At 72.5% G+C, this 21,447-nt stretch carries 19 protein-coding genes and 1 pseudogene; 9 read left to right on the forward strand and 11 right to left on the reverse strand.

Features of this window, described 5'->3' with window-relative positions:
• The 4 genes from HTZ82_RS08625 to HTZ82_RS08640 form a co-directional block, all read right to left on the reverse strand.
• On the reverse strand, positions 1-678 hold a 678-nt coding region (locus HTZ82_RS08625), incomplete at its 3' end, for an SURF1 family protein (protein WP_175408710.1).
• Positions 679-756: 78 nt separating this feature from the next.
• The gene (locus HTZ82_RS08630; RefSeq protein WP_175408711.1) at positions 757-990 is read right to left on the reverse strand and encodes a hypothetical protein; all 234 of its coding nucleotides are present in this window, start codon (positions 988-990) and stop codon (positions 757-759) included.
• A 54-nt stretch (positions 991-1,044) separates the two neighbouring features.
• Positions 1,045-2,073, reverse strand: a complete 1,029-nt coding sequence (locus HTZ82_RS08635; protein ID WP_175408712.1) for a DEDDh family exonuclease — start codon at positions 2,071-2,073, stop codon at positions 1,045-1,047.
• 134 nt (positions 2,074-2,207) lie between these two features.
• Positions 2,208-4,895 carry a hypothetical protein gene (locus tag HTZ82_RS08640; protein ID WP_175408713.1) on the reverse strand — a complete coding sequence of 896 codons (2,688 nt, stop codon included), beginning with the start codon at positions 4,893-4,895 and terminating at the stop codon, positions 2,208-2,210.
• A 226-nt stretch (positions 4,896-5,121) separates the two neighbouring features.
• Here HTZ82_RS08640 and HTZ82_RS08645 point away from each other — a divergent pair, with 226 nt between their 5' ends.
• The 3 genes from HTZ82_RS08645 (at position 5,122) to HTZ82_RS08655 (ending at position 7,503) form a co-directional block, all read left to right on the forward strand.
• Positions 5,122-5,832 carry a VIT family protein gene (locus HTZ82_RS08645; protein WP_175408714.1) on the forward strand — a complete coding sequence of 237 codons (711 nt, stop codon included), beginning with the start codon at positions 5,122-5,124 and terminating at the stop codon, positions 5,830-5,832.
• A gap of 100 nt (positions 5,833-5,932) precedes the next feature.
• The gene (locus HTZ82_RS08650) at positions 5,933-6,826 is read left to right on the forward strand and encodes a sterol desaturase family protein (protein WP_175408715.1); all 894 of its coding nucleotides are present in this window, start codon (positions 5,933-5,935) and stop codon (positions 6,824-6,826) included.
• The gene (locus tag HTZ82_RS08655; protein ID WP_309235381.1) at positions 6,823-7,503 is read left to right on the forward strand and encodes a lysoplasmalogenase; all 681 of its coding nucleotides are present in this window, start codon (positions 6,823-6,825) and stop codon (positions 7,501-7,503) included. Before HTZ82_RS08650 ends, HTZ82_RS08655 begins: the two co-directional genes overlap by 4 nt.
• Here the strand turns inward: HTZ82_RS08655 and HTZ82_RS08660 are convergent.
• Both HTZ82_RS08660 and HTZ82_RS08665 read right to left on the reverse strand, forming a co-directional pair.
• Positions 7,424-8,815, reverse strand: a complete 1,392-nt coding sequence (locus HTZ82_RS08660) for a CoA transferase (protein WP_175408716.1) — start codon at positions 8,813-8,815, stop codon at positions 7,424-7,426. The genes HTZ82_RS08655 and HTZ82_RS08660 overlap by 80 nt on opposite strands.
• A 159-nt stretch (positions 8,816-8,974) precedes the next feature.
• Entirely contained in the window at positions 8,975-10,507 is a 1,533-nt protein-coding gene (locus tag HTZ82_RS08665) for a S8 family serine peptidase (RefSeq protein WP_175408717.1), read from the reverse strand.
• Positions 10,508-10,797: 290 nt separating this feature from the next.
• Between HTZ82_RS08665 and HTZ82_RS08670 the strand changes: the two genes are divergently transcribed.
• The 3 genes from HTZ82_RS08670 to moaA all read left to right on the forward strand — a co-directional run bounded on the left by HTZ82_RS08670 (position 10,798) and on the right by moaA (position 14,010).
• Positions 10,798-11,199 carry a DUF485 domain-containing protein gene (locus tag HTZ82_RS08670; RefSeq protein WP_217623821.1) on the forward strand — a complete coding sequence of 134 codons (402 nt, stop codon included), beginning with the start codon at positions 10,798-10,800 and terminating at the stop codon, positions 11,197-11,199.
• A complete protein-coding gene (locus tag HTZ82_RS08675; RefSeq protein ID WP_175408719.1) occupies positions 11,196-12,827 on the forward strand; it encodes a cation acetate symporter in 1,632 nt (543 codons plus the stop codon). Before HTZ82_RS08670 ends, HTZ82_RS08675 begins: the two co-directional genes overlap by 4 nt.
• A 193-nt stretch (positions 12,828-13,020) precedes the next feature.
• Complete coding sequence (moaA, locus tag HTZ82_RS08680) at positions 13,021-14,010, forward strand: GTP 3',8-cyclase MoaA (RefSeq protein WP_309235382.1); 990 nt, start codon at positions 13,021-13,023, stop codon at positions 14,008-14,010.
• Here moaA and HTZ82_RS08685 read toward each other — a convergent pair.
• Entirely contained in the window at positions 13,993-14,262 is a 270-nt protein-coding gene (locus HTZ82_RS08685) for a hypothetical protein (protein ID WP_175408721.1), read from the reverse strand. The genes moaA and HTZ82_RS08685 overlap by 18 nt on opposite strands.
• A gap of 193 nt (positions 14,263-14,455) precedes the next feature.
• The gene (locus HTZ82_RS08690) at positions 14,456-14,920 is read right to left on the reverse strand and encodes a DUF3099 domain-containing protein (RefSeq protein WP_175408722.1); all 465 of its coding nucleotides are present in this window, start codon (positions 14,918-14,920) and stop codon (positions 14,456-14,458) included.
• Positions 14,921-15,134: 214 nt separating this feature from the next.
• Here HTZ82_RS08690 and HTZ82_RS32090 point away from each other — a divergent pair.
• Positions 15,135-15,392 (forward strand): annotated as a pseudogene (locus HTZ82_RS32090) (GlsB/YeaQ/YmgE family stress response membrane protein); the annotation flags it as partial.
• Here the strand turns inward: HTZ82_RS32090 and tyrS are convergent.
• From tyrS to HTZ82_RS08705, 3 genes are read right to left on the reverse strand one after another with little or no spacing between them, the layout of a single operon-like run.
• Complete coding sequence (tyrS, locus tag HTZ82_RS08695) at positions 15,393-16,664, reverse strand: tyrosine--tRNA ligase (RefSeq protein WP_175408723.1); 1,272 nt, start codon at positions 16,662-16,664, stop codon at positions 15,393-15,395.
• 55 nt (positions 16,665-16,719) lie between these two features.
• A complete protein-coding gene (locus HTZ82_RS08700; RefSeq protein ID WP_175408724.1) occupies positions 16,720-18,126 on the reverse strand; it encodes a metallopeptidase TldD-related protein in 1,407 nt (468 codons plus the stop codon).
• Entirely contained in the window at positions 18,123-19,646 is a 1,524-nt protein-coding gene (locus HTZ82_RS08705; protein WP_175408725.1) for a TldD/PmbA family protein, read from the reverse strand. The genes HTZ82_RS08700 and HTZ82_RS08705 overlap by 4 nt, the downstream gene beginning before the upstream one ends.
• 223 nt (positions 19,647-19,869) lie before the next feature.
• Here HTZ82_RS08705 and fabG point away from each other — a divergent pair, with 223 nt between their 5' ends.
• Both fabG and fabI read left to right on the forward strand, forming a co-directional pair.
• Complete coding sequence (gene fabG, locus HTZ82_RS08710; protein WP_175408726.1) at positions 19,870-20,589, forward strand: 3-oxoacyl-[acyl-carrier-protein] reductase; 720 nt, start codon at positions 19,870-19,872, stop codon at positions 20,587-20,589.
• Between the two features lie 5 nt (positions 20,590-20,594).
• Positions 20,595-21,362, forward strand: coding sequence for an enoyl-ACP reductase FabI (gene fabI, locus HTZ82_RS08715; protein WP_175408727.1), 768 nt, complete (start codon positions 20,595-20,597; stop codon positions 21,360-21,362).
• The last annotated feature ends 85 nt before the right edge of the window (positions 21,363-21,447 follow it).

A 21,447-nucleotide genomic window follows, 5' to 3' on the forward strand; every position in this document is an offset into this window, starting at 1 on the left:
CAGCCACCACTGGATGGCGTACGCCATGTGTGCGCCGATCGAGTCATGGTCGGGGTCCGGGATCAGCTCCGGGGTGTCACCGGACGGCTCGGGCGCCGTCTGCTCCAGGTAGCCGCCGAGCACGGGCCGGCCGAGCCGCTCCGCCTGCTGCTCGCTGTTGATCAGCATGACCTGGCGGGGCGGCAGGCCCTTGAGGTCCTTGATGCCGCTGCTGCCGGTCGTCTGGTCGGCCATGAGGCGGCCGGTGACCGTGACCCGGCCGGTGGGCGCGGGCGGCACGTCCGGGTACGCCTTCTGGTCCGGGGCGGCCGGGACCCAGCCGCGGTTGACCAGGACGACCTGCCCGTCGGTGAGGACCAGAGGCGTCAGCACATGCATGCCGACCCGGTCGTCGGCGTTGGTGCGGCGGCGTACGACGACCTCGTTGGCCGTGTCGAAGGTGCCGGTGGCCGTGGCGTGGCGCCAGTAGTCGGAGCGCGGCACGGTGTGGCCGGGGGAGGTGAGCTCGGTCACGGGGACCGGCTTCGCGCGCAGGTTGTCCGCGATCAGGGCGTTCTGGGCGACCCGGCGCTCGTGCCGGTGGAACTGCCAGAAGCCCAGCTCGACCATCACGGGGATGAGGACGAGGACGACGAGGGTGAGGATCACCCACTGCCGGGACAACAGGAAGCGGTACACCCCAAGACCGTACATCCGGCCCCGCGGCGCACCGCCTCCGGCCCCCGTGTGGCGGGGGCCGCCCCGGTCCTCCGGGCTTCAGACCTTGTCGACGATGCCCACCCTGCCTTCCGCCCGGGCGCAGTGCGCCCCGCAGTACCAGTGGCCGTCGGCCTCGACGCCCTGGCCGATGATCTGGACCCTGCAGTGCTCGCAGAGGGGCGCCATGCGGTGGATGGCGCAGGAGAAGCAGTCGAAGACGTGCACCGCGCCCTGCGCGTGCACCTCGAAGGACATCCCGTAGTCGTTTCCGCAGACCTCACAACGTGCCATGCGCCACAGGGTGCGGGGCGCGGCGCCGGGAAGGGGCGACGGCACGCCCGGCCGTCACCCGTTCGCCGACGGGTCGGCCGGGGCGACGTCCCGCAGCAGCTGGGTGAAGGCCGCCTCGTCCACGACGGGTGTGCCGAACGCCTTCGCCTTGACGACCTTGGACGTGCCCGCGTGCGGGTCGTTGGTGACCAGCAGGCTCGTCAGCCGGGACACGCTGGTCGCGATGTGCAGCCCGGCCTCGACGGCCCGGTCCTCCAGCAGCTCCCGTTCGACGGACGTGTCGCCGGAGAACGCCACCCGCATGCCTTGTTTGAGCGGTTTGTCCGCTTCGTAGCGGCCGGGGTTGGGGTACGGACACGGCGGCCGCTTCCGCGACGGGCGCCAACCGCCCCCGCCGTACGACGCCTGACGGCCGATCCGGGGCGCGCCGGCGGCCGATGCCGTGCCGGCGGCCGATGCCGTGCCGGTGGCCGGGGAGGCCGACCATTCGGTGAGCGGCCGGCACTCCAGCAGCGGCAGCCGCACGCCCCGCTCCGCCGCCGCGCGCAGGCTCGGCCGGAACGACTCGGCGAGCACGCGCGCGTCGTCCAGCGCGTGGTGCGCGCGCTGCTGCACGACCCCGAAGTGCGCGGCCAGCGACTCCAGCTTCATGTTCGGCAGCGGCAGCGCCAGCTCACGGGCCAGCGCGATGGTGCACAGCCGCTGCCGCACCGGCGCGGTGCGCTCCGCCCGTGCGTACTCACGGGCGATCATCGTCCAGTCGAAGTACGCGTTGTGCGCGACGAGGACCCGGCCGTCGAGCCGCTCCGCGAAGTCCGCGGCGACATCGGCGAAGAGCGGCGCGCCCTCCAGCACGTCGCTCGTCAGCCCGTGGATCCACACCGGGCCCGGGTCGCGCTCCGGGTTCACCAGCGTGTACCAGTGGTCCTCCACCTCGCCCTGCGCGTCGAGCCGGTAGACGGCAGCCGACACTATCCGGTCGTGCGAGGAGAGCCCGGTGGTCTCCACGTCGACCACCGCGTACCCCTGCGGGTAGGCGGCCGGCCATGCTGCTGCTGTCGTACGGTCGTCGAGCATGGTCATTGAGAATAGAGGCCGCCACTGACACGACGGGAGCCGGGCGTCAGGGTCGCGTCGCGGTGTTGACGGCCGGCGGGCGCGGTTCCTTGCGCGGTACGGCAGTTGATGCCGTGTGCGGTGCCCGGGGCGGCCCCGGGTCAGGCGAGACCGGCCACCAGGTCGGCGGCCGTCGCCTGTTCGAGGCCGCAGCCGTCGACCGGGCCCGGCAGGAGCCGGTACACCGTGCCCGTCGCGCCCTCCGGGGCCACGCCGCCGTCCGCGAGGGCGAGCAGCACCCGCTTCCCGGACGCGGCACGGCCCGCGGCCGCGACCGGGTCCCCGGCCGGCCGGTGCCGCCGGTCCGGCGACAGCCCCGTACGGATCCGGCGGGCGTACGCGCCGAGCGTCTCGCCCAGCCGCAGCGTGTGGTGCAGCAGCTCGCCGTCCCGCAGGACGACGGTCTCCTCCGCGCGCGTGGCGGCGTGCCACACCGCGACGTCCCACAGCGTCGTACGGCCCGCCGTGAAGTACGCGAACAGATCGGCGCCGAGCACGCACAGGGCGTCCCGGTGCCGGTCCGCGCTGTGGTGGCCGCCCGAGGACGGCAGATGCACGTCCGTCCACAGGGAGGTGCGCCGCTCCAGGTCGACGAGCATCGGGACGTGGATGCGCGAGTCGCCCACCAGGTCGTAGCGCTGGCGGACGGTGCGCGGGTCGTACGCGGCACCGCGCCCTTCGCGCGCGTGGCGGGCGTGAAGGGTCATGAAGCCGGCGAAGGCGTCGAGGAGCTGTTCGAACGGGACGTCGTTGAAGCTGAACACGATCGGTACGACGAACCGCACGCCCGCGTCCGCGAGCCCCGCCAGGTCCAGGTCCACGTACTCGGTGGCACCGTCCGGCGCGGGCGCCGACGTCAGGTCGCCGGAGTGCACGGCCGCCCGCTTCCCGTACATGAGGCGCGTGTAGTCGCACAGGCCCTTGTACGTCCAGTCCGCGTCGTACAGCAGCACCGACAGGTCCAGGTCGACGCGGGTGCTCTCGGGCTGCGTCCAGTGCAGGAACAGGCGCAGCACCTCGCCCTCAGGGAGCGGCCGGAAGCTGCCGCGCGGCATGGGGGACAGGGCCCGCGCCGCCGCGCCCTCGGCCGACGGTACGGCGATCCCGGCCAGGTCCGCGTCGAGGACGGCCAGCCGGTAGCGGTCCGCCCGCTCCGCGCGCGTGGCCAGCCGGCGCAGCGCCTCGCCTTCCAGGAGCCCGCACACCTGCTCGGTCACGGCGCGCGGCAGCGGGGCGCGGTCGTCGTCGACCGCGTACGCCCGCGTCACCTGGCCGCGCGGGAAGAACACCCGCCGCGTGCCCGGGAGGTGACGGTTCCGCAGCCGGCCGAGGGCGGCCAGCAGGGGGCCGGGCGCGGCGCCCGGGAGGGCGCGCAGCAGCGCGTGGACGGCCTGGCGGGGCAGCGGCCCGGGCCCGTACAGGCGCAGCAGCCGGTCCAGGGCGCGGACCAGTTCGCCGGGGCGCTCGGCGAGCAGCGCGAGCGCGGCACCGGGGTCGGCGGTCCCGCAGAGGCCGGGCTTCCCGTCGGGGCCGGGGGTCCCGTCGCGTCCGGGGGTCCCGGCAGGGACCGGGTTTCCGTCGCGTCCGGGGGTCCCGGCGGGGACCGGGCTTTCGTCGCGTCCGGGGGTCCCGGCGGGGACCGGGTTTCCGTCGCGTCCGGGGGTCCCGGCGGGGACCGGGTTTCCGTCGCGTCCGGGGCTCCCGCCGGGGACCGGGCTTCCGCCGGGGCCTGGGCTCGCGTCGGCGCCGGGGATCCCGCCGGGGTCGGGGTTCGCGTCGGGACCGGAGCTTTTGTCGCGTCCAGGCCCGGGGCGCAGCGCCTCCTCGACGCGGGCCCGCCAGGTGCGCGGCCGGACGCGCCGCCCGTCGGGGTCGAGCCGTACCGCCGTGGGGTGCTCGGCGGCCGTGGCGCGCAGGGCGGGGCCGAACGACACGGCGTCCAGGTCCGTTTCGCGCAGCACCGCGAACGCCAGCGCCGCCTTCGGGTACCGGGCGTGGCACTCGAACGGGTGAAGGATCTCGGCGGCGCGCTTCCACGCGGCCGGGTACCGCAGCACGTCCTCGACCAGCGCGCCGGCGTCCAGCCCGTCCAGGACGCCGAGCAGCCGGCGGCGCAGGGCGCGCGGCACCGAACGGAACCGGGGCGGCGCGAGCAGGTCCGCTTCGCCGCCGGACAGGACCGCCAGCAGACGCAGGACGTCCGTCGCCGTCGTGAGCCGGGCGGTCACGAGCGGGGCCGCCGCGTCCCGCGTGCCCGGATCGCGCAGCAGCGCGGCCAGGACACGCGCCTTGGTCTCCCGTACGGGAATGTCGTCCGGCAGCCAGTCGAGCGCGGGTGACGCGTGCAGCCGGACGTGCGCCAGCAGCACGTCCAGGTCCTCGCGGTCCTGCGGGGTCGGCGGGGTGCGCCGGGCGAGCAGCGCCGCCAGCGCCCGCGCCGCGTCGGCGTCCAGGTCGGTGCCGCGCTCCAGGGGCTGGAGCGCGGAGGACGGCGCGTCCACCAGGTCGTCCCCGACAGGCGAGGCGTCCGCGAAGTGCGGGCGGAGCGGTATGTGCGTCCGGTCGGCGCCCAACTCGGCGTCGAGCCGCCGCAGCAACTCCCGCCCCGTCCGCGCGAGCCCGTCCGCCTCCAGGCCCGCCAGGGCGTCCCGCAGCCGCGGCGTCGCGACGAACCCCCGGTTCCGCAGCGCGGCCTCCAGTGACGCGAGGCCACCGGCGGCCGCACCCTTTCCGGCTGCGTCGACGGCGACGTACACGGTGCGGAGGCGGCGCAGCAGAACGGACGACACGACGGACAAACAGATCCCCCCAAGAGAAAAGAAAAAAGGAGGCGGGGACGGAGAGTGGGCGCGCTGTGCCTATGTCAAAGGAGGTTCAGAAGGAAGCGCTGCCGCGGAGCCGTCCCCGCCGACCAGGAGTCTAGGGAACGCGCGTGCGATCCCGCCATGGAATAACGCGGGCGTCCAGCGCGCCGTTTCCCGGCCCGCCGGGTGCGCGGGTGAGACGCTCGGCGTCGTGAGCGAACCGACACCGCACGAGCCGCACGTGGGCCCGCTCGGGGCCCGTCTCAACTGGCTCAGGGCCGCCGTACTCGGCGCGAACGACGGCATCGTGTCCACGGCCGGCCTCGTCGTCGGCGTCGCGGGTGCCACCACCGACCGCTCCACGCTCCTGACCGCCGGCCTCGCCGGGCTGCTGGCCGGATCGATGTCGATGGCGGTCGGGGAGTACGTCTCCGTCTCCACCCAGCGCGACTCCGAGAAGGCAGCCCTGGCCGTGGAGCGGCGGGAGCTCCGCGAACAGCCGGAGGCCGAGCTCGAAGAGCTCACCGATCTGCTGGCGGACCGCGGCCTGAGCCGCGAGGTCGCCCGTGAGGCGGCGGCGCAGCTGACGGCACGGGACGCGCTCCGGGCCCACGCGCGCGTGGAGCTGGGTATCGACCCGGACGAGCTGACGAACCCGTGGCACGCGGCCGCCGCGAGCTTCTCCGCGTTCACGGTCGGCGCGCTGCTGCCGCTGCTGGCGATGGTGCTGCCGCCCGCGCCCGCCCGGCTCTGGGTCACCGTCCTGTCCGTCCTGGCCGCCCTGACGCTGACAGGCTGGTGGAGCGCCCGCCTCGGCGCCGCCCCGGCCCGGCCCGCGGTGCTCCGGGTGGTCGGCGGGGGAGCGGTGGCCATGGCGGTGACGTACGCGGCGGGGTCGTTGCTGGGGGCGGTGGGGGTGTAGGCGTTGGCGGATGTCGCCAAAAGTCGCTGACAACCCGTCTCGCATACTTGTCGGTAACCACATCTAGCCCTGGCCCGGGACGCGGCCCTACGGTGCACGCATGCCGCCGAACCTGCCCGATGTCGTGCTGTGGTCGATACCCGCCTTCGTGCTGCTCACGGTCCTGGAGATCGTCAGCTACAAGCTCCATCCCGACGAGGACGCCGCCGGGTACGAGACGAAGGACGCCGCCACCAGCATCACCATGGGACTCGGCAGTCTCGTCTTCGACTTCCTCTGGAAGATCCCGATCGTCGCAATCTACCTGGCGGTCTACGAGCTGACGCCGGCGCGCGTCCCCGTCCTGTGGTGGACGGTCCCGCTGATGCTGCTCGCACAGGACTTCTTCTACTACTGGTCCCACCGCGGCCACCACGTCATCCGCGTCCTGTGGGCCTGCCACGTCGTCCACCACTCCAGCCGGAAGTTCAACCTCACCACCGCGCTGCGCCAGCCGTGGACGACCTGGACCGTGTGGCCGTTCTATCTGCCGCTCATCGCCTGCGGCGTGCACCCGGCAGCGCTGGCGTTCTGCTCGTCGGCCAACCTCGTCTACCAGTTCTGGGTGCACACCGAACGGGTCGGCAGACTGCCGCGCCCCTTCGAGTACGTCCTCAACACGCCGTCGCACCACCGGGTGCACCACGCCTCCCAGGGCGGCTACCTGGACCGCAACTTCGGCGGCATCCTCATCGTCTGGGACCGGATGTTCGGCACGTTCACGGCGGAGACCGAACGGCCGGTGTACGGGCTCACGAAGAACATCGACACGTACAACCCGCTGCGCGTCGCCACGCACGAGTACGCGGCCATCGCCCGCGACCTGCGCGCGGCCGGGTCGTGGCGGGAACGCGCGGGCCGCGTCTTCCGGGGCCCGGGCTGGCAGCCCGCGCCGCCCGACACGGAGGCGGAGACCACCGCGGCCGCGCCCACCACGGCGGAGCACGCCGCGTGAGCCGCGAACGGCTCGCCCGCCTCCTCCTGGTGGCCTTCGGCGTCGCGCTCGCCGTGGACCTCGTGTCCCTGCTCGCGGACGCGCGCACCGGGCATGTGGCCGCCAAGCCGCTGCTGATGCCGCTGCTCGCGGGATACGCGGCGGTGCGCGGGGCGCCCCGGCCGCTGCTCGCGGCGCTGCTGTTCGGCTGGGGCGGCGACGTGTTCCTGCTGTCCGACGCCGACTGGGCGTTCCTCGTCGGCATGGGCTCCTTCGCCGCCGGACACGTCTGCTACCTGGTTCTGTTCGGGCGGGCGCGTACGTCGCCGGTGCTCGCGGCCGGTTACGGCGTCACGCTCGTCGCGGTCGTCGCGCTGCTGTGGCCGGACCTCCCCGCCGACCTGCGCGTCCCGGTCGCCGCGTACTCCCTGCTGCTCACGGCGATGGCGTACCGCGCGAGCGGCCTCGGCCCGGCCGCCGGCGCGGGCGGCGCGCTGTTCCTGCTCTCCGACACGCTCATCGCCACCGGCGTCGCAGCGTGGCCGCAGCTCCCCGCCCCCGACTTCTGGATCATGCTCACCTACGCGACCGCCCAGTACCTCCTGGCCACCGGCGTGCTCAGGACAGCCAGCGCGGAGCGTCCGCTCCCCAGCGGCCCGGCGGGCGTGCCCAGTCCGTCGGCCCGCCCTCGTACGTGACGGGGGAGCCGGCGTGGCGGAGGCGGCCCAGCGGGGTGTCCCGCTCCCGCAGATACGGCTCGGGCGTGTACGGGACGCCGCCCCCCTCGGGAGACGGCTCCGCGTCCGGGGCGTGGAGCAGCCAGTGGGCCGTCTGCGCGAGTGCGGCCTCGGCGTGCCAGGTGCCGCCGCCGCGGTGACGTTCCGTCAGGGCGCGTAGGACGGCGGCCGCCAGCAGGTAGCCGGTGCCGTGGTCGAGGGCCTGCGCCGGGAGGGCGCCCGGCGCGTCGGGTGAGCCTTCCAGGAGCGCGATGCCCGTCGCCGCCTGGACCAGGCTGTCGAAGCCGCGCCGCGCGCCCCAGGGCCCGTACCGGCCCCACGCCGACAGCCGGGCGACCACCAGGCCGGGGCGGCGTGCCGCCAGCGCCTCGGGCGTGAGGCCGAACCGGTCGAGCGCGCCCGGGCGGTAGCCGGTCACCACCACGTCGGCCCGCGCCACGAGTTCGTCGAACGTACGGCGGTCCGCGGCCGCGCCCAGGTCCAGGAGCGCCGAGCGCTTGCCGAGGCCCGTGTCGTGGTGCGCGCCCTGGCTCTCCGGGAGCTGCGGCGCGTCCACCCGCAGGACGTCCGCGCCCAGCAGCGCCAGCGTCCGCGTGGCGATCGGCCCCGCCAGCACCCGCGTCAGGTCCAGCACCCGCACCCCGGCGCACGGGAGCCCGCCCCCGCCCCCGCCCGCCGTCGGGGGAACCGGCCCCGGGGCGTCGCCCAGCCGCCCCAGCGTCAGGAGCGGTGCGCGGGCCACCAGCGCGCCCTGCTCCTCCGCGGCCCACGCCCCGGCGTCGCGCACCGCGACGGCCGGGCCCCCGGCGCCGTACACCGCGGCCTCCACCTCGACGGCCCGCCGCTCGGCCAGCGCGCCGGCCACCGCTTCGGGGTCCGCGTCCGCCGGGAGGCCCAGCACCGACGTCAACCGCTCACGGTGGTGCGGGTAGTTGGCGTGCGTGCGCACCCACCCGTCGGCCGTCCGCCAGAACCGGGACAGCGACGCGAACCCGTCCCAGGCCCACCCGTCCAGCCGTACGAACCGCTCGCTGCGGAACGCCGTCGCCACCGCACCGTCGTCCACCCGCACCGACGGCACAGGGCCGCCCCCACCCCGTACGGCGGCGAGCTCGGCGGCCGCGAGCGAGCACACCGCGACGGTCGCGCGGGCCTGCGCCATGACCGGCAGCCGCGCCGGCAGCGCACCCGGCGCCGGGGCGCACGAGACCCGTTCCAGCAACTCCGCATCGGCACCCAGTGCCGCCCAAGCCTCAGTCGTGGCCGTGTCCATGGCTACAGAATGGCACCGCGTGCCACAGGAGGCCATGGTTCCGGCCGCGGAAGCACGGCAGGGGAAGCACCGGCCCGGGAAGCGCGGCAGGCATGAAAGAGCCCGGGCACGGCGGGCGTGCCCGGGCTCTCCCTCCCCAATCACATGCTCAGACGCGCGTCACCAGCGCACGGCGTCCAGAGCGTCGACCAGACCGGTGCCGTAGAAGCCGTTGTAGCGCTTCCCGCCCTCGCACTCCGCGTCGACCGTGCCGTCACCGTTGATGTCGTACGGGTTCGTGCACGCCCTGTCATCGGCCTGCGCGTACAGCATCGCCTTCACCATGCCGGGCGTGGCGTAGGGGTGCTTCGACTTGATGAGCGCCACGACACCCGCGACGTGGGGGGACGCCATGGACGTACCGGCCTTGTAGTTGTAGCCGCCGTTGACCGTCGTCGACAGGATCCGGCCGTTCACGGCGGGAGCCTCCGGCGTCTGGTACTCGGTCCGGTCACCGCCCGGCGCGGCGATGTCCACGACACCCAGGCCGTAGTTCGAGAACGACGCCTTCAGGTCCTTCGCTCCGGTCGCCGAGACCGTGACGACACCCGGCAGCATCGTCGGGACGTCCGGGCACTCGCTCGGGTCGACGACCCGGTCGACCGTCTCGGAGTCGTTCGGGCTCGTCGAGTCCGTCACCGAGTCGGACGCCAGGTCCGTACGGGAGTTGCCGGCCGCGGCGACGTTCACCGCGCCCTTGCGCTCCGCGTACCGCGTGGCGCGCTGCAGCGCCTCCACGAGGGCGCCCTGGTCCGGGTCGTTCTTGCAGGTGTACAGCCACGGGTCCACGTAGTAGCTGTTGTTGGTGACCTCGACCCCGTGGTCGGCCGCCCACATGAAGCCGCAGACCACGGCCTCGGTGTAGAAGTAGCCGTCCGGGTTGGACACCTTGATGCCGGACACCTTCACGCCCGGCGCGACACCGGTGACGCCGACGCCGTTCTTGGCGGCGGCGATCGTGCCGGCGACGTGCGTGCCGTGGTCGCTCTCGCCCGGCGCGGGACGCCAGGAGCCCTCGGTCGTGTCGGCCTTGCCGGTCACGCAGTTCGCGGACGCGGCACGGTCGAAGTTCGGCGCCAGGTCCGGGTGCGTGTCGTCGACGCCCGTGTCGATGACGGCGACGGTGACCCGGCTGCTGCCGAGGCTGATGTCGTGGGCCTTGTCCGCCTTGATGGCGGGCAGGCTCCACTGCAGCGGCTCCAGCGGGTCCTGGCCGTCCTCCGCCGCGGCCGCGGCGGCACGCGCCTCCTGAGCCGTCAGCGGCTGGGCGGCCTCGTCCACGTCGGTCGTGGCGACCGGCGTGAGCGGCGCGGTGCGCGTCGCGCCGGCGGACTGCACGCCCCGTACCGTGCGCATGGTCTCGGCGAACCGCGGGTTCTTCGAGTGCACGACGATGACGCCGATCGCGTCGTACGACGTCACCACCGTGCCGCCGGCCTCGGCTATCGCCTTCTTCACCGAGGCGGCGTACCGGCCGCCGTCGATGTTGACGACGTACGAGAGGTCCGGGCCGTCCGTGGTGACGGCGGCCGGGACGTCCGCCGCCGGAGCGGCCGATGCCGCGCCGGCGGGAAGGAAGCCGAGGGAGGCCGTGAGCGCCAGACCGACGGGCAGTGCGAGTGCGCGCCCGCGCCTGGATCGCAGATGAGCCATGGGTTCTCCACATCATCCGTGACGTCCGCCCGTACGGAACGTATGGGCGGGTACATGACGAGCGAAGCTATCGCTGATCATCGCCGCGCAGCAATGAGTTCCGGCGGAAAAGACCTCTCCCACGACACACCGGACGACACATGGGGCGACACACCGGGCGACACGCCGTACGACACGTGCGGGAGGAAGCGGAAGCGGGTGAGGTGAACCGCGTCGCCGCTCCCTCCGTGACGTTGTCAGGGGAGGGAGCACGTCAGAGCGCTCCCGACACCCGTGAGGTGACCCCGCCCATGCCCACAGCACCCGCGTCGCGAGGAGTATCCGTGGCCACCGAAGAAGCACCACCACCCCCCGGGGCGACCGCCGCCGGTCCCGTCCAGCCCACGACGGAGTCGTTCGTCGCGGTGCAGGAGAGCGCGGAGTTCGGCGAACTGCGCCGCACCTACCGCTCCTTCGCCTTCCCCCTCACCGTCGCCTTCATCGCCTGGTACCTGCTCTACGTCCTGCTCTCCAACTTCGCGGGCGGGTTCATGGGCACCAGGCTGTTCGGCAACATCAACGTGGCCCTCGTCCTGGGCGTCGCCCAGTTCGCGACCACCTTCCTCATCGCCTGGCTCTACTCCCGGCACGCCGCCGAGAAGCTCGACCCGAAGGCCGAGGCCATCAAGTCCCGTATGGAGGCCGACGCATGAGCACCAGCACCACCTCCGCCGTCCTCCTGGCCGCGTCCGGCGCGAGCGAGCACCGGCCGCTGATCATCACGCTCTTCTCCGCGTTCGTCGTGGCGACCCTCGCCATCACCGTGTGGGCCGGCCGCCAGACCAAGAGCGCCGCCGACTTCTACGCCGGCGGCCGCCAGTTCACCGGCTTCCAGAACGGCCTGGCCATCTCCGGCGACTACATGTCGGCCGCGTCGTTCCTCGGTATCGCCGGCGCCATCGCCCTCTTCGGGTACGACGGCTTCCTCTACTCCATCGGCTTCCTCGTCGCCTGGCTCGTCGCCCTGCTGCTGGTCGCCGAGCCGCTGCGCAACTCCGGCCGCTTCACCATGGGCGACGTCCTCGCGTACCGGATGCGCCAGCGGCCCGTCCGCACGGCCGCCGGCACCTCCACCATCGTGGTGTCGATCTTCTACCTGCTGGCCCAGATGGCGGGCGCGGGCGTCCTCGTCTCGCTGCTGCTCGGCATCACCAGCGACGCCGGGAAGATCGCGATCGTCGCCCTCGTCGGCGTCCTGATGATCGTGTACGTGACGATCGGCGGCATGAAGGGCACCACCTGGGTCCAGATGGTCAAGGCCGTCCTCCTCATCGCCGGCACCCTGCTCATCACCTTCCTGGTGCTGCTGAAGTTCAACTTCAACATCTCCGACCTGCTGGGCAAGGCCGCCGAGAACAGCGGCCAGGGCTCGGCCTTCCTGGAGCCCGGCCTGAAGTACGGCGTCGACGCGATGTCGAAGCTGGACTTCATCTCGCTCGGCGTCGCGCTGGTCCTCGGCACCGCCGGCCTCCCGCACATCCTCATCCGCTTCTACACGGTGCCCACCGCCAAGGCCGCCCGGAAGTCCGTCAACTGGGCCATCGGCATCATCGGCGCCTTCTACCTCATGACGATCGCCCTCGGCTTCGGCGCCGCCGCCATCGTCGGCCCCGCCGAGATCAAGGCGTCCAACCCGGCCGGCAACACCGCGGCACCGCTGCTGGCCCTGCACATCGGCGGCGCCGACTCGACGGGCGGCGCGATCCTCCTCGCCGTCATCTCGGCGGTCGCCTTCGCGACGATCCTCGCCGTCGTCGCCGGGCTCACGCTCGCCTCGTCGTCGTCCTTCGCCCACGACATCTACGCCAACGTCATCCGCAGGGGACAGGCCACCGAGAAGGAAGAGGTACGGGCCGCCCGCTGGGCGACCGTCTTCATCGGCGTCGTGTCCATCGCGCTCGGCGCCCTCGCCCGCGACCTCAACGTCGCCGGTCTCGTCGCCCTCGCCTTCGCGGTCGCCGCGTCCGCGAACCTGCCGACGATCCTCTACAGCCTCTTCTGGAAGCGCTTCACCACGCAGGGCGCCCTGTGGTCGATCTACGGCGGCCTGTTCGCGTCCGTCTTCCTCGTGGTGTTCTCGCCGGTCGTCTCCGGCAAGGCCAGCTCGATGTTCCCGGACGTGGACTTCGCCTGGTTCCCGCTGTCCAACCCCGGCATCATCTCGATCCCGCTGGGCTTCCTGCTCGGCTGGCTCGGCTCGGTCCTCTCGAAGGAGGAGCCGGACAAGGGCAAGTTCGCGGAGCTGGAGGTCAAGTCGCTCACGGGCACCGGAGCACACTGACCCGCACCGGACCGTACGCGCCGGCGCGCACACCGTACGCCATCGGCTCGTCACCGCGTGGTGGCCGTGTCGTAGGACCCTACGACACGGCCACGCCGCTTCCTGGTACAAACGGCCACTGAGGTTGTCATACGCGTCGCGTAGTCTCGGAGAACGACACCGGAACACCCGAAACCCGGGGGAGGGCGCGGACGTGCTCATCGACACCTATGGCCGTGTGGCCACGGATCTGCGGGTCTCGCTCACGGACCGGTGCAATCTGCGCTGTACGTACTGCATGCCCGAGGAGGGCCTGCAGTGGCTGGCCAAGCCCGACCTCCTCACCGACGACGAGATCGTCCGCCTCATCCGCATAGCCGTCACGCGGCTCGGCGTCACCGAGGTCCGCTTCACGGGCGGCGAACCCCTCCTGCGCCCCGGCCTCGTCTCGATCGTCGAGCGGTGTGCCGCCCTGGAGACCCGCCCCAGGATGTCGCTGACCACCAACGGCATAGGCCTCAAGCGCACGGCCACGGCCCTCAAGGCCGCGGGCCTCGACCGGGTCAACGTCTCGCTGGACACGCTGCGCCCCGACGTCTTCAAGACCCTCACGCGCCGCGACCGCCACCACGACGTGCTGGACGGGCTGGCCGCCGCCCGCGACGCAGGCCTCACGCCCGTCAAGGTCAACTCGGTCCTGATGCCCGGGCTCAACGACGACGAGGCCCCCGACCTGCTGGCCTGGGCCGTCGCCCACGACTACGAGCTGCGGTTCATCGAGCAGATGCCCCTCGACGCCCAGCACGGCTGGAAGCGCGACGGCATGATCACCGCCGGGGACATCCTGGAGTCCCTGCGCACCCGCTTCACGCTCACCCCGGAGACCGACGAGGAGCGCGGCTCCGCGCCCGCCGAGCGCTGGATCGTCGACGGCGGACCGCACCGCGTCGGCGTCATCGCCTCCGTGACCCGCCCGTTCTGCCGGGCCTGCGACCGCACCCGGCTCACGGCCGACGGCCAGGTCCGTACGTGTCTGTTCGCCCGCGAGGAGACCGACCTGCGCGGCGCCCTGCGCTCCGACGCGCCGGACGAGGAGGTCGCCCGCATATGGCGGCAGGCCATGTGGGGCAAGAAGGCCGGCTCGGGCCTCGACGACCCGGAGTTCCTCCAGCCCGACCGCCCGATGTCAGCGATCGGCGGCTGAGTCCGGGCCCCCGGCCGCGCGCGACTCCCACTCGGCGAGCGTCACGACGTCCTTCAGGAAGCCCCGTACACCCAGGAACTGCGACAGGTGCTCACGGTGCTCGTCGCAGGCCAGCCACGTCTTGCGCCGCTCCGGGGTGTGCAGCTTCGGGTTGTTCCACGCCAGCACCCACACGGCGTCGGCCCGGCAGCCCTTCGCGGAACAGATCGGATGGTTGCTCTCGTCGTTCACAGCACTCGTCCCAGACACCATGTACGGACAAAGGCGACGCCGGGCAGCCACGGGGGGAGCTGCCCGGCGTCGGTCCGTCGCTCCGACGGGGGATGCGGAGCGCCTACGCAGTATGTCACGCGCGACCCGGTGCGGTGCACCGGAACGTCACTATTGAATCTGAGCTTTTCCTGAGCTTCGAGGCTCTTTCGAAGGGCCCCGAATCGCCCTGGCGTCACCGCTGTTCGCGCTGCCGCTTCCCGCCGGGGGCGTCCGGATCCGCGCCCGGATCGTCCCGCGGGGCCGCCTTCGCGTCCTCCGGTTCCGCCTCCGGGCCCGGCTCCCCGCCAGCCTCCGGGCCCGCCTCCGGACCGGGCTCCGGCCGCTCCTCGTCGCGCGGCGCCTCCAGCACGGGACGCGTCACCGGCGGCGCCGACACGAATGTCGACGGCAGCTTCGGCGCGCTCTCCCGCCCCGCGTTGGCGATCACCACGGCGACGTACGGCAGCACCGCACCCAGCACCAGCGCGACGATCGCGACATGCCGCTCGACGTTCCACAGCGAGGCCGCGAGGATCACCGCGACCGTACGGACCGACATGGAGATCACATAGCGCCGCTGCCGGCCGCGTACATCGTCGGCCAGGCCCTGCCGTGCTCCGGTGATCCGGAAGACCGGGGCGCTGCTGTGCTTCCGCATCGCGTTCCACCATCGACCTAGGGACCGGTCTCTCCCCGGACCGGCCGTCTCCTCCACGGTACGCCGGGGCCGCACGCCACCGGACCGGGGGGCGGCGCAGGTCGTCGCGCTCCCTCCGTACGGCCCCCTCCGACATGCGCCGTACGGCCGATGCGCCGAGACTGTCAGGGACTGCTCACGTCGATCCGTACCGATCCGTACCGAGGAGGCAGCCATGGGCTGGTTGTGGGCGATTATCGTGGGATTCGTACTGGGTCTGCTGGCGAAGGCCATCCTGCCCGGCAAGCAGCACAGTCCCCTCTGGCTCATCACCATCTTCGGCATCATCGGCGGAATCGCCGGCAACGCCATGGCGCGCGGCTTCGGCATCGAAGCGACCCCCGGCATCGACTGGGGCAGGCACGCCCTGCAGATCGTCGCCGCCGTCGTCATCGTGGCGCTGGGCGACATGCTCTACATGGCCGTACGCGGCTCAGCCGGCCGGCTTGACCTCGATCGCCGCCAGGTTCTTCTTGCCGCGGCGCAGCACCAGCCAGCGCCCGTGCAGCAGGTCGTCGGCCGACACCACGGCGTCCTCGGCGGTGACCTTCACGTTGTTCACGTACGCACCGCCCTCCTTCACCGTGCGCCGCGCCGCCGACTTGCTCGGTACGAGACCGACCTCCGCGAACAGGTCCACGACCAGGCCCGGCTCCGCCACCTGCGCGCGCGGCAGCTCCGCCAGCGCCGCCGCCAGCGTCGGCGCGTCCAGCTCCGCCAGGTCGCCCTGGCCGAACAGCGCCTTCGACGCCGCGATCACGGCGGCGCACTGGTCGGCGCCGTGTACCAGCGTCGTCAGCTCCTCCGCCAGCGCCCGCTGGGCGGCACGCGCCTGCGGCCGCTCCTCGGTGACCTTCTCCAGCTCCTCCAGCTCCTCACGGCTCTTGAAGGAGAGGATCCGCAGGTAGCGCGAGATGTCCCGGTCGTCCACGTTCAGCCAGAACTGGTAGAACGCGTACGGCGTGGTCATCTCCGGGTCCAGCCAGACGGCGCCGCCCTCGGTCTTGCCGAACTTGGTGCCGTCCGCCTTCGTCATCAGCGGCGTCGCCAGGGCGTGCACCTCGGCGTCCGGCTCCAGCCGGTGGATCAGGTCCAGACCGGCCGTGAGGTTGCCCCACTGGTCGCTGCCGCCCTGCTGGAGGACGCAGCCGTACCGGCGGTACAGCTCCAGGAAGTCCATGCCCTGGAGCAGCTGGTACGAGAACTCCGTGTAGCTGATGCCCTGCTCCGACTCCAGACGCCGGGCCACCGAGTCCTTCGTGAGCATCTTGTTCACACGGAAGTGCTTGCCGATGTCCCGCAGGAACTCGATGGCGGTCAGGTTCGCCGTCCAGTCCAGGTTGTTGACCATGACCGCGGCGTTCTCGCCCTCGAAGGACAGGAACGGCTCGATCTGCGTCCGCAGCCGCTGCACCCACTGCGCGACCGTCTCCGGGTCGTTCAGCGTGCGCTCCGCCGTCGGCCGCGGGTCGCCGATCTGCCCCGTCGCACCGCCGACCAGCGCCAGCGGCCGGTGCCCGGCCTGCTGGAGCCGGCGGACGGTGAGCACCTGCACCAGATGCCCGACGTGCAGGCTGGGCGCGGTCGGGTCGAAGCCGCAATAGAACGTGACCGGACCGTCCGCGAGAGCCTTGCGCAGTGCGTCCTCGTCGGTGGACTGGGCGAACAGCCCGCGCCACTTCAGCTCGTCGACGATGTCCGTCACGGTCTCGTGTCTCCTTGAACGATGTCGGTTGTGTCCCGGCCAGTCTATGGGCGCGTCACACGCCCTGGCTGACCGAGCTCATGTTGAAGTCCGGCACCCGCAGCGGCGGCATCGCCGCCCGCGTGAACCAGTCGCTCCACTCGCGCGGCAGCGTCCGCTCCGTACGGCCCGCCTCCGTGGCCCGCGACAGCAGGTCCACCGGCGACTCGTTGAACCGGAAGTTGTTCACCTCGCCGACCACCTCGCCGTCCTCGACGAGGTACACCCCGTCCCGGGTCAGCCCGGTCAGCAGCAGCGTCGCCGGGTCGACCTCGCGGATGTACCAGAGGCAGGTCAGCAGCAGCCCGCGCCCCGTCGAGGACACCATCTCCTCCAGCGAGCGCCCCCCGCCACCGCCGTCCAGGATCAGGTTGCCCGCGCCCGGGTGCACCGGAAGTCCGGTGAGCGCCGCGCTGTGCCGCGTCGTGACCAGGTGCTCCAGGCGGCCCTCCCGTACCCAGTCGACCGGCTCCAGCGGCAGCCCGTTGTCGAACACCGACGCGTCGTCGCCCGACGCGTGCGCGATCACGAACGGCGCCGACTCCAGGCCCGGCTCGGCCGGATCGCTGCGCAGCGTCAGCGGCAGAGCGGCCAGCCGCTCCCCGACGCGCGTGCCGCCGCCCGGCTTCGAGAACACCGTCCGCCCCTCCGCCGCGTCCCGGGCGGCCGCCGACCACTGCTGGTAGACCAGCAGGTCGGCCACGGCGGTCGGCGGCAGCAGCGTCTCGTACCGCCCGGCCGGCAGCTCGATCCGCCGCTCCGCCCAGCCGAGCCGCTTCGCCAGCTCCTCGTCGAGGCCCAGCGGGTCCACGTCCTTGAAGTCCCGGGTGGCCCGCCCCGCCCATGCCGACTTCGTCCGGTCCGGCGACTTGGCGTTCAGCTCCAGCGTCCCGTTCGGCTGGTCGTGCCGCAGCCGCAGGCCCGTGGACGTGCCCAGGTACGTGGTGGTCAGCTCGTGGCTGGCGAACCCGTACAGCTCCCGGCCCCCGGCGCGGGCCCGCCCGAACGCCTCGCCCAGCGCGGGCGCGAAGTCGGCGAACACCGCCGACGACGTCTCGGCGGGCCCGTCCGTGAAGTCCGGCGCCTCCGCGACCCCGGCGACCAGCGGCTGCGCGTCCTCGGCCGGCCCCGCCGCACGCGCCGCCGCCTCGGCGGCCCGCACCAGCGGCTCCAGCTCGTCGGCGGTCACCGCCGAGCGGGACACGACACCGGACGCGGTGCCCTCGGCCCCGTCGACGGTCGCGACGACGGTGAGGGTGCGGCCGCGCGTGACGCCGTTGGTGGTGAGCGCGTTGCCGGCCCAGCGCAGGTTCGCGGAGGACTCCTCGTCCGCGATGACCACGCACCCGTCGGCCCGCGACAGCTCCAGGGCCCGCTCGACGATCTCGTACGGCTTCGCGTACGGCTTGCTGACGCGGCTCATCGACCCGCCTCCTGAGTCGTATTCAGAATGTTGACGCCCCGGAACAGCGCCGACGGGCACCCGTGCGAGACCGACGCGACCTGGCCCGGCTGGGCCTTGCCGCAGTTGAAGGCGCCGCCCAGGACGTACGTCTGCGGACCGCCCACCTTCTCCAGTGACCCCCAGAAGTCCGTCGTCGTCGCCTGGTACGCGACGTCCCGCAGCTGCCCCGCCAGCCGCCCGTTCTCGATGCGGAAGAACCGCTGCCCCGTGAACTGGAAGTTGTACCGCTGCATGTCGATCGACCAGGACCGGTCACCGACCACGTAGACGCCCCGCTCCACGCCCCCGATCAGGTCCTCCGTCGACAGCCCGCCCGGCTCCGGCAGCAGCGACACGTTCGCCATCCGCTGCACCGGCACGTGCGACGGCGAGTCCGCGTACGCGCAGCCGTTGGACCGCCCGAGGCCCGTCAGCCGCGCGATCCGCCGGTCCAGCTGGTACCCGGTCAGGATCCCGTCCTTCACCAGGTCCCAGCTCTGCGCCTCGACGCCCTCGTCGTCGTACCCGACCGTCGCGAGCCCGTGCTCCGCCGTCCGGTCACCGGTCACGTTCATCACCGGCGACCCGTACCGCAGCTTCCCGAGCTGGTCGAAGGTGGCGAACGACGTGCCCGCGTACGCCGCCTCGTACCCCAGCGCCCGGTCCAGCTCCGTCGCGTGCCCGATCGACTCGTGGATCGTCAGCCACAGGTTCGACGGGTCGACGACCAGGTCGTACGTCCCCGCCTCCACGCTCGGCGCGCGCATCTTCTCGGCCAGCAGCCCGGGGATCCGCTCCAGCTCCCCGTCCCAGTCCCAGCCGGTGCCCGTCAGATACTCCCAGCCCCGCCCCACCGGCGGCGCCAGCGTCCGCATCGAGTCGAACTCGCCGGTCGTGCCGTCCACCGCGACCGCCGTGAGCTGCGGATGCAGCCGCACCCGCTGCTGCGTCGTCACCGTCCCCGCCGTATCGGCGTAGAACTTGTTCTCGTGGACCGTCAGCAGCGAGGCGTCCACATGCGCCACCCCGTCCGCCCGCAGCAGCCGCGCGCTCCACTCCGCCAGCAGCCCGCTCTTCTCCGCGTCCGGCACCGTGAACGGATCGATCTCGTACGACGAGACCCACGTCCGCTCCGCGTGCACCGGCTCGTCCGCCAGCTCCACCCTCTCGTCCGATCCGGCCGCCGCGATCACCCGCGCCGACAGCTTCGCCATGGCCACCGCCTGCGACGCGACCTTCGCCGCCGCGTCCATGGACAGATCGACCCCCGACGCGAACCCCCACGCCCCGCCGTGCACCACCCGCACCGCGTACCCGACGTCCGTCGTGTCCGACGACCCGGAGGGCCTGGCGTCCCGCAGCCGCCACGACGCGCTGCGCACCCGCTCGAACCGGAAGTCGGCGTGCTCAGCGCCGAGCGCCCTGGCCCGAGCCAGCGCCGCGTCGGCGAGCGCCCGCAACGGCAGCGCCGTGAACGCTTCGTCGATGGAATGAACCACCCGAAATCTCCTGTCCTGAGGACGTCCTCGTACGACGTACGACCCCTGCCACGTACGACCGGTCGCACCGCATCATGTCGCGGCACGCCCGCTCATGCCCAGACGTTTCTGTAGGGACCCGACAGTGACACCTCCACGCCACTGTCAGGGGTCGATTCCCCGTACGGAGAACCCGACCGATAGGTTTTCGGGGGAAAGACACAGCTAGGGAAAGGGTGATCCGATGAGCCGCTCGGTTCTCGTCACCGGAGGCAACCGGGGCATCGGCCTCGCCATCGCCCGCGCTTTCGCCGAGTCCGGTGACAAGGTCGCGTACACGTACCGGTCCGGAGAGCCGCCCGCCGAGCTCGCGGAGCTGGGCTGCCTGGCCGTGCGCTGCGACATCACCGACTCCGAGCAGGTGGAGACCGCCTACAAGGAGATCGAGGAGAAGCACGGTCCCGTCGAGGTGCTCGTCGCCAACGCCGGCGTCACCAAGGACCAGCTCCTCATGCGGATGACCGAGGACGACTTCACCACCGTCCTGGACACCAATCTCACCGGCACCTTCCGCGTCGTCAAGCGCGCCAACCGCGGCATGCTGCGGGCCAAGAAGGGCCGTGTCGTGCTGATCTCCTCCGTCGTCGGGCTGCTCGGCTCGGCGGGCCAGGCGAACTACGCCGCCTCCAAGGCCGGCCTCGTGGGCTTCGCCCGGTCGCTCGCCCGGGAACTCGGCTCCCGCAACATCACCTTCAACGTCGTCGCGCCCGGTTTCGTCGACACCGACATGACCAAGGTGCTCACCGACGAGCAGCGCGCGGGCATCGTCGGCCAGGTGCCGCTCGGCCGCTACGCGCAGCCCGAGGAGATCGCCGCCGCGGTGCGCTTCCTCGCGTCCGACGACGCCTCGTACATCACTGGAGCCGTCATCCCCGTTGACGGCGGATTGGGCATGGGTCACTGAGTCACATGAGCGGAATTCTCGAGGGCAAGCGCATCCTCATCACCGGTGTGCTGATGGAGTCCTCCATCGCGTTCCACACCGCCAAGGTGGCCCAGGAGCAGGGCGCCGAGGTCATCCTCACCGCGTTCCCGCGGCCCACCCTGACCGAGCGCATCGCCAAGAAGCTCCCCAAGCCCGCCACGGTCTTCGAGCTCGACGTCACCAACGACGAGCACCTGGCCAGGGTCGAGGAGACCGTCCGCAAGGAGCTCGGCGGCCTGGACGGCGTCGTCCACTCCATCGGCTTCGCCCCGCAGGACGCCCTCGGCGGCAACTTCCTCAACACGCCGTTCGAGTCGGTGGCGACCGCGATGCACGTCTCGGCGTTCTCGCTGAAGTCGCTGACCATGGCCTGCCTGCCCCTGATGGAGGAGGGCGGCTCGGTCGTCGGCCTCACCTTCGACGCGCAGTTCGCCTGGCCGCAGTACGACTGGATGGGCCCCGCCAAGGCCGCCCTGGAGGCCACCAGCCGCTACCTGGCCCGTGACCTCGGCAAGCAGAACGTCCGCTGCAACCTGATCTCCGCCGGCCCGCTCGGCTCGATGGCCGCCAAGTCCATTCCGGGCTTCGGCGACCTGGCGAAGGTGTGGGACGAGCGCTCCCCGCTGGCCTGGGACATGGCCGACCCCGAGCCGGCCGGCCGCGGTGTCGTCGCGCTGCTCTCGGACTTCTTCCCGAAGACCACGGGCGAGATCATCCACGTCGACGGCGGTGTCCACATCATGGGCGCCTGACCTGGCGTTCTCCCGTACGGGGCCGCGTGACCGTCACCCGGACGGCGCGCGGCCCCGGCGCGTCTGCGGCACACTGGTCGGGCCG

The organism is Streptomyces sp. TRM64462, from assembly GCF_013362995.1.
Classification (GTDB): Bacteria; Actinomycetota; Actinomycetes; order Streptomycetales; family Streptomycetaceae; genus Streptomyces.